The sequence below is a fragment of the Larkinella sp. VNQ87 genome (assembly GCF_049445795.1).
Taxonomy (GTDB): domain Bacteria; phylum Bacteroidota; class Bacteroidia; order Cytophagales; family Spirosomataceae; genus Larkinella.
Genome location: NZ_JBMSDT010000026.1, coordinates 41,811 through 50,363 on the forward strand (window position 1 = coordinate 41,811; position 8,553 = coordinate 50,363).

3 protein-coding genes are annotated in these 8,553 nt (G+C 48.9%); all 3 read right to left on the reverse strand.

Features of this window, described 5'->3' with window-relative positions; genetic code table 11:
• Positions 1–130 precede the first annotated feature (130 nt).
• The 3 genes from ACO2Q8_RS28990 to ACO2Q8_RS29000 are packed head-to-tail and all read right to left on the reverse strand — an operon-like array spanning position 131 to position 8,418.
• Positions 131–6,430: a discoidin domain-containing protein gene (locus tag ACO2Q8_RS28990; RefSeq protein ID WP_423348406.1), complete on the reverse strand. Its 6,300-nt coding sequence runs from the start codon at positions 6,428–6,430 to the stop codon at positions 131–133.
• Positions 6,431–6,487: 57 nt separating this feature from the next.
• Positions 6,488–7,402: a T9SS type A sorting domain-containing protein gene (locus ACO2Q8_RS28995; protein WP_423348407.1), complete on the reverse strand. Its 915-nt coding sequence runs from the start codon at positions 7,400–7,402 to the stop codon at positions 6,488–6,490.
• The gene (locus ACO2Q8_RS29000; protein ID WP_423348408.1) at positions 7,321–8,418 is read right to left on the reverse strand and encodes a hypothetical protein; all 1,098 of its coding nucleotides are present in this window, start codon (positions 8,416–8,418) and stop codon (positions 7,321–7,323) included. The genes ACO2Q8_RS28995 and ACO2Q8_RS29000 overlap by 82 nt, the downstream gene beginning before the upstream one ends.
• Positions 8,419–8,553 lie beyond the last annotated feature (135 nt).

The window sequence follows — 8,553 nt, forward strand, 5'->3', positions numbered from 1 at the left end:
TTATCAACCTATAAAGCCTTTCTTTCTGACACTCAAAGTGTCCAATTGAGTGCAAGTCCCATAAAAGCCGAAAATTTAGGGTTACTGTAACCCTAAATTTTCGATTTCCAGATAAAGTATTAGCGCTTCTTTATTGTGGACATCCGGTTAGTTCCATGCCCAGATACCCATTTGCAATGGTAGCAGCCTCAAAATAGGTGTTTACATTCCCATCAAAAGCCTTCGTATAATTCATGGTCTGATTACCCTGGTTGCTTCCAAATGGGGTACCCGTTAACTTGGTGGTGCCTGAGTAAAACTCCAACTCGGCTACATTGGCCCAGGCGTTGGACAAAGCTACATACCGGATCGACTTGATATTGGTTGCTCCTGTGATGGGGAACTCCAGCCAACTGGCCGTCGTAACCGGACCCGGAACCGTCAGGACCGTTGTCCAGTTCGTTCCATCGCTGGTAACCTGAATCTGCGCCCCCACTACCCGGCTGGCACAACAATCGGCGCGCGGGTATATTCGCACTTTTGTTAAACTACAACCATTTCCACTGCCTGTCGGGGCTGTCAAGCTCACCGTTGTCGGTGTTGAAAGCGTGCTAACGGCGGTCGTGTTATCAGGTCGTTTGACTACGGTGTAGAATTTGAAGCTTCCTGCATCTAACGGACCGGCCTCCGTCGAGGAGGGGGGCAACCACTGCCCACTGCTGCCCGCTGCGCCCATGCCTGAACCTAGCGTGTAAGTCGTACCACTGCTCAGCACCGCATTGCCCACCAGCCGGTCGATGCTGCCATCCAGCGTCTGAGCCCGGATTTGCACACTGCCCACGGATTGCCCACTGGGAACCGTCACATTCACACTGAAAGGAATCGTCAGGCCCTGGCTGTTGTCCGGTCGGGTCGTCAGTACTCCGGTTAGAGTGCTGTTGTTCGCCGGATTTACCATTGTCGCACCCCAACTACCGCTTCCCGACGGGGTCGTCAGCGTAACGGAGACTGGCGTAGTCGAGTTGCTCACCAGCGTGGTGTTGTCGGGCCGCTTGACCACCGCCCAGAACTTGTAGGGATTCGTGTCGGCATTCAACGGACCCGCTTCGGTGCTCGAAGGCGGCAGCCACTGCCCATTGCCCGTACCCACACTCGTGCCCACCGTGTAAGTCGTCCCACTGCTCAACACCGCATGGCCCACCTTCCGCGTCACACTGTTATTGTAGGTGCTGGCCCAGATCTCCACCGTCCCCACCGTGGCTCCACCGCTGGTGGTCACATTCACACTGAAGGGCAGCGTATAACCCGTGTAGCCACTCACGGCGGTTCCCACCACACTGCTGTTGTTGACCGGACTCACGAACGACACCGTTCCACTGCCTCCACTCGCCGGAGCTGTCAGCGTAACGGTAACTGGCGAACTCGTCTGGGTGCTAATCGCCGTGGTGTTATCCGGCCGCTTGACCACCACATAGAAAATAAAAGTTCCCGGATCCAAGGGCCCTGCTTCCGTCGAGGAGGGCGGCAACCATTTCCCACTGCTGCCCGATGCGCCCATGCCTGAACCCAGCGTGTAAGTCGTCCCACTGCTCAAGACCGCATGGCCCACCAGCCGGTCGACACTGCCATCGGTTGTTCGGGCACGGATCTGCACACTGCCAACACTTTGTCCACTCGGTACGGTCACACTCACACTGAAAGGAAACGTCAGGCCTTGGCTGTTGTCCGGGCGAGTCGTCCAGATACCCACCACATTGCTGTTGGTCACCGGGCTTATCATCGAGGCTGCCCAACTACCCGAAGGAGCACAGTTGGTCAGTTCCAGACCCACATACCCCCCCGTGGGATTCAAGGCATCATAATACGTGCTGGTGTTGCCATCGAAGGCCTTCTCGAAGCTGACCGCAGCATTGCCCTGATGTGGCCCGCCCGGGTCCCCAAACGGGGTACCGGTTAATTTGGTACTGCCCGAATAAAATTCCAGTTCTGCCACATTCGTGTTAGCCGCTGTGGGTGAGAGATACCGAATGGCTTTGTAGGTGCCAGTGGCCCCACTGATGTCAAACTCACGCCAGGTGGTGGTTTCGCCACTGGGGATGGTGAACACAGTGGTCCAGGGACCGTCCTTGCCCACGGTGGAGACTTGAATCTGAGCGCCCACAGTCCGGCCCGAGCAGCAATCGGTGCGAGGGAACACCCGCACTTTTGTCAGGCTACAGCCCGCTCCTCCTGACGGGGCTACTAGTGTGATGGTGGATTTTGATGATTCAAACGTAGTGTTCGTATAGGTTGTCGCTTTTACCCAGAACTTAAAAGCGCCCGGATCTAATGGGCCTGCCTGAGTACTGCCATCAGCGGGTAACCACATCCCGTTTGAAGATCCCACTAACGAAGCCAGAGTAAAAGTATTGGGATTACTGACCGTAGCGATGGCATTGCCTACTTTGCGCTGGAAACCATCACTGGTCGTACTGGCCCATACTTCTACTTGTTTGATAATTTGACCACTGGGAATGCACACGCTTAACGAGAAGGGAATGGTTAACCCCAAATTACCATCCGGACGCGCGGCCCAACTGCCAACCACACTGCTGCTGTTAGCAGGTGTGAGTAAAACCGCCGAAGGCGTTGCGCAGTTTGTCGGCGATGGAACGGGTGTATGAGTCTGCCCCGTTAATTTCCCCCAAATACGATCGGCAATTTCCAGCATCCCCGTATCCCCCGGATGCTCATTTACTCCAAAATCAGCATTGGGAAAGGCAGCTATGGTAACAGGATCGTTCGCAGCCCGGAATAAAGGATTGTAGCGCATATTACCCAATTCGACTAATGGCAATGCGCGTTCAGTTGCAACCTGCCGAATCACCGCATCGGCATCCGGTTGTTTCTCCCAGAATGAGGTAGTAAGAACAATTTTAGCATTCGTTTCAGCTACGCTAACAAGCTTATTTAAAAGTGCATTATATCCGGTTTTGAAACTATTTGCTGGGTTGTTTACTTTAGCATTATCAACATTTTCAACCACCCTAACAATGACTAAATCCGGCTTTTGGCCCCCAAAAAACTGACTTACAATTGTTTGTAAGGTATCATAGTTAAAACCGTTCCAACCCGGATTATGCTCAAATTGCGGCAGATAGGTTGGCACGACCTGGGCGGATGGATTTAAGGCTTTAAAACGACTTGTTAGGATGTTTACATAATCTTTTTCTTTCGCAGATGCGGCCATTCCCCACCCACCTAGCTCAGCCCGAAGAGCCGGTGAATCCCAGCCACTTCCATCCAGACGAGCCGGGATTTTGGTAATGCTATTGCCTATAATTAATACACGTTGGTAGGCAAAGGAATCAATGGATTCACTGGGAATTGGGGTTGGGGCGCTGATTAAACTACCTTGAACACGGCATCCGTCAGGACTATAGTTATAATGGTACGTTTTTACTAAATTTTGGTTGTTGTCTTTGATCGCACTTAACCGGCCTAGTAGATCGTACGTGTATGTCGACGAGATTCCGTTAGGATCTGTAATCTTCGAAACTCCTTTTAACGGTTCATAATCATACGTGGTTGAACGGGCCGACGATGTACCAGCTCCCAAAATATGGGTCTGTAGTAGATTATTTTTCCCACTGGCGGTGAAATACTGATAGTCAGATCGGATTCCATCCCGGCCAGTAATTGACGCAAGGTTTCCGGATGACGAGTAATCAAATGAGGCATCAATGACAAACGGCCCACTACCAAGTTTTGATTCGATGGTCTGGGGTGCCATGAAGGTATTGAACCAGATACTGTAATTTGTCTTCGTAGAATGTGTTACTGTTCGGCTTTGACCGGCATTTATTTTGTTTCGGGTTTCCTGAATCGGAACAACCATATTCCGATTTTTTAAATCTGTCATAACAGCCGCTCCACTCACATCGTCTTGCGGATAGGTAGTTACCGTTTCAAATTGTTCCCCTTTGCTGTTATCTTTTATAACTGACGTAACTTGCTTGTGTTGACCGGTCGCATTAAATCCATACGTGGTCGTTGTTGAAGCAACCTGGCTGGTATTTCCTCCTTCATCATACTCATTTACAATCGTCTTTTTGAGCCTAATCCACTCAGAATCCGTGTAATAGATTATACTGGAATAAATCGCCCCCCTTTTTAGTACTTTGAAGTTTTTTATACGACTCCTATTAGTTGTTTCATATTCATTGACGATCGTTTTTACTAATACACCCGGTGTGGCACCTTTAAAATGATCTTCACGTAAAAGACTTCCATTCAGCGTATAGACATAATTAGGCAAACTGGCCTCAGTTACTGACGTGTAGTTCAACGAAGCGCCGGAGCCATATGGATCGCAATAAATATCATACGTTACGTTTGAAATACCTGTTGTACAATTTACTTGGTTCTCAAGGCTACCTGAGGGAGTAGATAAACAGAAGTTTACATCTCTTTTATCTACCTGATTCTCGTAGGTGTAGGATGTATAACCTGCGTCACCTTTTGTAGCCCCTTTGTAAACGGTTACAGTGTTATATCCAATGGGATTGCCTTGAGCGCCACTGCCCATTGGGTGTCGCGGCTGAGAAGTAAACAGCATCTGATAGGTTGTACCGTTTGTTGGATTCGCTGGATCAACAAGAACTGGCACAAACTCCCCAAATATTAGATGATACATTAATTTACCCGTAGAAGACGGCATAGACGGATCCGAACCGGGCTGGCGGTAATCAAAATTAGTTACTTGCTTAACGTTGCCCTGGTCTTTCGCCGTGATTTTATCGATCCGTAATCCGCCCCCAATTCGTGGAGTGGACCCAGTATACTCCTGAACATATAAATAAGGTCTTGGATTATTGATTTGCCAGTTAGAAAATGTGTGAGGCTGAAAGTCAAATTCCGTTGTTCCACCGGTGGGATAGGTGATTTGAGTTAACACCCCGGCCCGCATATAGGTCGCATTGGGCGAGCGGTCTGCCCCTCCCTGGAATACACCGGGTAACTTATACAGACCGGATTGGATATCAATGGGAGGCAAAAGGGTACCATTACCATCCGGCCCTCTCGTATTGTTAATGTTGTTACCATTATAATATCCCCAGTAATCCTGGGCGTATGAATCTTTGTTCGGTAAGGCAATTGATTCTTCATACGAAAAGGTATAGGGTGGGGTACATACTCCACCATTACTTTCCTGCACCGATTGCAATTTCAGCCGTTTGGCTACAAAAGAAGGTGAATTCTGACCACTATTGAAATAGCTCTGTGTGAACTGGACGGTTTTAAGGGAAGCGCCACCGGTTGCTGTTACGTTGAGGCCAGTGACTCGCATTCCGCCCGTCCTTAAATCCTCCCGCGAAGCAAGACTAAACTGCACTGTTCCATTATCGAATGAAATGGTATTGGGATAAACTTGTTGAGTTTCCGTTCCGGTAATACTCCACCGACCAACATATGATGCGTTACCCGTCATGTAAGTTTCCATTCGGCTGATAAGCGCTTTAACATATCCGGTGGAAACTGTATAGGTGAAAATAATTACATCTCCACGCTGTGATTCTATTTTTGTCAAATACCAAGCCCCGGTATAGGTTGTGTAAGCTGATGGCTCAAATCCTGTTTCTTCGTTTCCATACAAGGGATCCGTGTCCACTCCCTTGTATTGTTTGCCAACATTGCTTTTCTTACCAGACCGATAGCGTTGCGCTTCGGCTTGGGCAAAGTGATATTTTGTCCCATCAACGCCGGTAATAATAAAACCGTTATTAGGAAGTGTTGCGTTTATCAATTGAATACGCAAATCGCTCTGAGAAAGCAAGTGAATTTTATACTGTGCTCCCCCTAAGGGTTCAATGACGAATTTGCCTGATTGTCCTAAAAAATTAAATGAAAATATATCACGTTCACCATCGGCGTTCTGGTTACCTGCCATTTGGTATACAGATAATAACTTTTCTTGCAGGGCGTTCCCATTGATTGTGTTACTGGTTAAAAAATAGGCCGAGTTTGGATTCTCAAAGAAATAACAAACTCCTGAACCTCCATTGACGGCACTTGAAGAAAGGTTCCGCCAGGTAGCACCATCAAAATCATTGAAATCATCTCTGCCGCGAATCACATGATTAATAACCCCACCGGCATTTAGTACCCATCCCAAACCGACGGTTGATGCTTCTTCTTCCACCCGTATGCCTGAGCCATGATAAGAAAGTGAAAGAGGAACTACTAAATCCCGGGTTTTGATCGTATAAAGGGGAATGTCAATGGAGGGTGTTCCTGTGTAATTATTGACGGGTATATCCGTGTATTTTGTCAAGGCCGCTACGTTGGGTGAAGCTGGCACAACTTTACGGAAATCAGTCGTTGTTTGGGCTATCACAAGTTCGCTCCATAGCAAAAACAGGAGCAATAGCCATCCTGTACTCCGGCGAGAGCAAATAGATAAACTTTTCATAAGAAGAAAGAAAGGTGTTAAAAACGGTTGTAGCCGATCAGTAAACCTGAGGAATGATCACCGGCGAATGATTTTTCTGCTGAGCACGGTACTTCCCTGCTGAAGCGATATGATATAAAGCCCAGATTGATACCGTGAAAGATCAAGGGTCGTGCGGTATAACGCATCACTGGGGCCGGACAAACTTTCTTGGTGTAAAACCTTCCCACTGCCATTGAGCACTTGAATGACGACTGGGCCAGTGGTCATGCCACGGTAGTGAACAACCACTTTATCGGGAGTCGGATTCGGTGAAATCTGTAATCTTTCTGATGCCGTATTCGATTGTTCGGAAAATAGCCTGATGCATTCTTTTGACTGAAGCAGACTTACGTAAACATCTTGGAAGCACCCGGTTGCGTTGATCACTCTGGCTGTTAAATTATCTGATTCCCAATCCAGTAATGGCTTGGTGAAAATTGAACCGGAAGGTGGGATGGGGTGTGCCAAGACATATTCCGTTGTGCCACTGTATTCCTTAGTCAGTGTCAGGTCAAACCGTTCGTTAGCTTTAACTCCTTTCAGCGTTACCTTCACCATCGCATCAGCGGCATTGGTTCCCGTACAGGCTAACGTAGCTTTCACCTGTGGTCTTTCTACACATTTGAAGCCAAAATCGAGGGAGTTACTGCTGATTCCTAAGGCCTCCGTTGTGAACAGAATGACAGCATATTCCTGCCGATCCACGCCATCGTTGTTGATGGCTGGATCAACCGCCGGGTCAGCTGCCGACAGGCTCAATTTTTTATGACGTTCCTGAATATACGCAATGCGGATTTCATAGCTGGTCTTAGGTGATAACCCACCCGGTGTTGAACGACTGTCGAAGGAGTAAAAACCAAGGCTATCGCTCATGGTTGAAGCCAGTTGCTTCCCTTTGCGCCATAACTCGACCCGGACGCCCGCCATCCCCATTTCGTCGGCATCCTGCATCCCGTCTTCATCGCAGTCCTGCCAGATCCTGTGACCGATTTGCATGGGGGGGCTTCCGTGATTAATTCGACATCCCCAACATGATTGGTTTTTCGGGCAACAAACTCCTGATTGGGGTTATGGTGATAAACTGCCAACCCGCTTTCTTTCGCGCCCGTTTGATTGTTTAACCAGACAATACCCCCGGAATTACGCTCGGCAACCGGCTCCCGAACACTTTCCAGCAATTGACCTGTAGAGGGTAAAAGGGCCAAACCACCCATGCCGTTTTCCTGATGATACTGGGTTTCGTTGATGGTAAAGGTATCATCGAAATAAAATTCTCCTCCGCCCGGGCCTTGTTGATTGTCGATTCCTTTCGTTTGGTTCTTCCCAATCCGCCCATTGCGTTCAATTTCGTAATGTCGTTTAACAGCCGCAACCCGCAGCACATCACCAGCAGCCATTGCAACCGACTGCTTCCAGCGACCATCGGGGGTTCCTTTTCCGGTAGCCTTTTGGTGTCCCAGGCGATCCATAAAACCAAGAATCAGCGAACCGTCCTGATCGAATTCCAAGTCAGACAGAATAGGCTGTGGATGAATCGACCACCAGGCGGGGTCGGGCAACATAGTCTTTTGATTATCATCGGTCCAGGCAAACCAGTTTCCCACGCCGTATTCAATAATTCCTCGCTGATAATCAAGCGGGATACTGATGACTTCCGAAAATTTTTGGCTAATCGGATTCAACGCATACACATATGCCTTTAGATCTTTTGCCTTCCCTGACTCCTGTGCGTCACAAACGCCACCGATGTACACCTTACCGGCATGGTACTTCACAGCGAAGGGCCGGAAAAACCCTCCTTTGCAACCGGGCTCCGGCATGGCATAACTTTGGACCTGTTGCGAGCTGGGCGCGGAACCATCTTCCGGCAACAGCAAAGCATACAACCGCCGGTCAAACAAATTCATTACGTATAGAATGCGCTCATCGTCGGCATAATCCATCCCGCCCAGACTCATTTTTCCCACCCAGGGCAGGGCTGTTAAGTTCTGATGAGTTTGATGAGTTCTTTGACATTACTGCCAAATTTTAGTTGCCCCTCGGTAATCGAGTTGTGGCCTGCCTTGCGGTGCAGATTTAGCGCCATCGTGCTCAAAACGGCC

Bases quoted from the DNA above. Each gene is read 5' to 3' on its own strand.
- ACO2Q8_RS28995 (WP_423348407.1), bottom strand. From the start codon at position 7,402: ATGCAGGATGCCGACGAAATGGGGATGGCGGGCGTCCGGGTCGAGTTA.
- ACO2Q8_RS28990 (WP_423348406.1), bottom strand. From the start codon at position 6,430: ATGAAAAGTTTATCTATTTGCTCTCGCCGGAGTACAGGATGGCTATTG.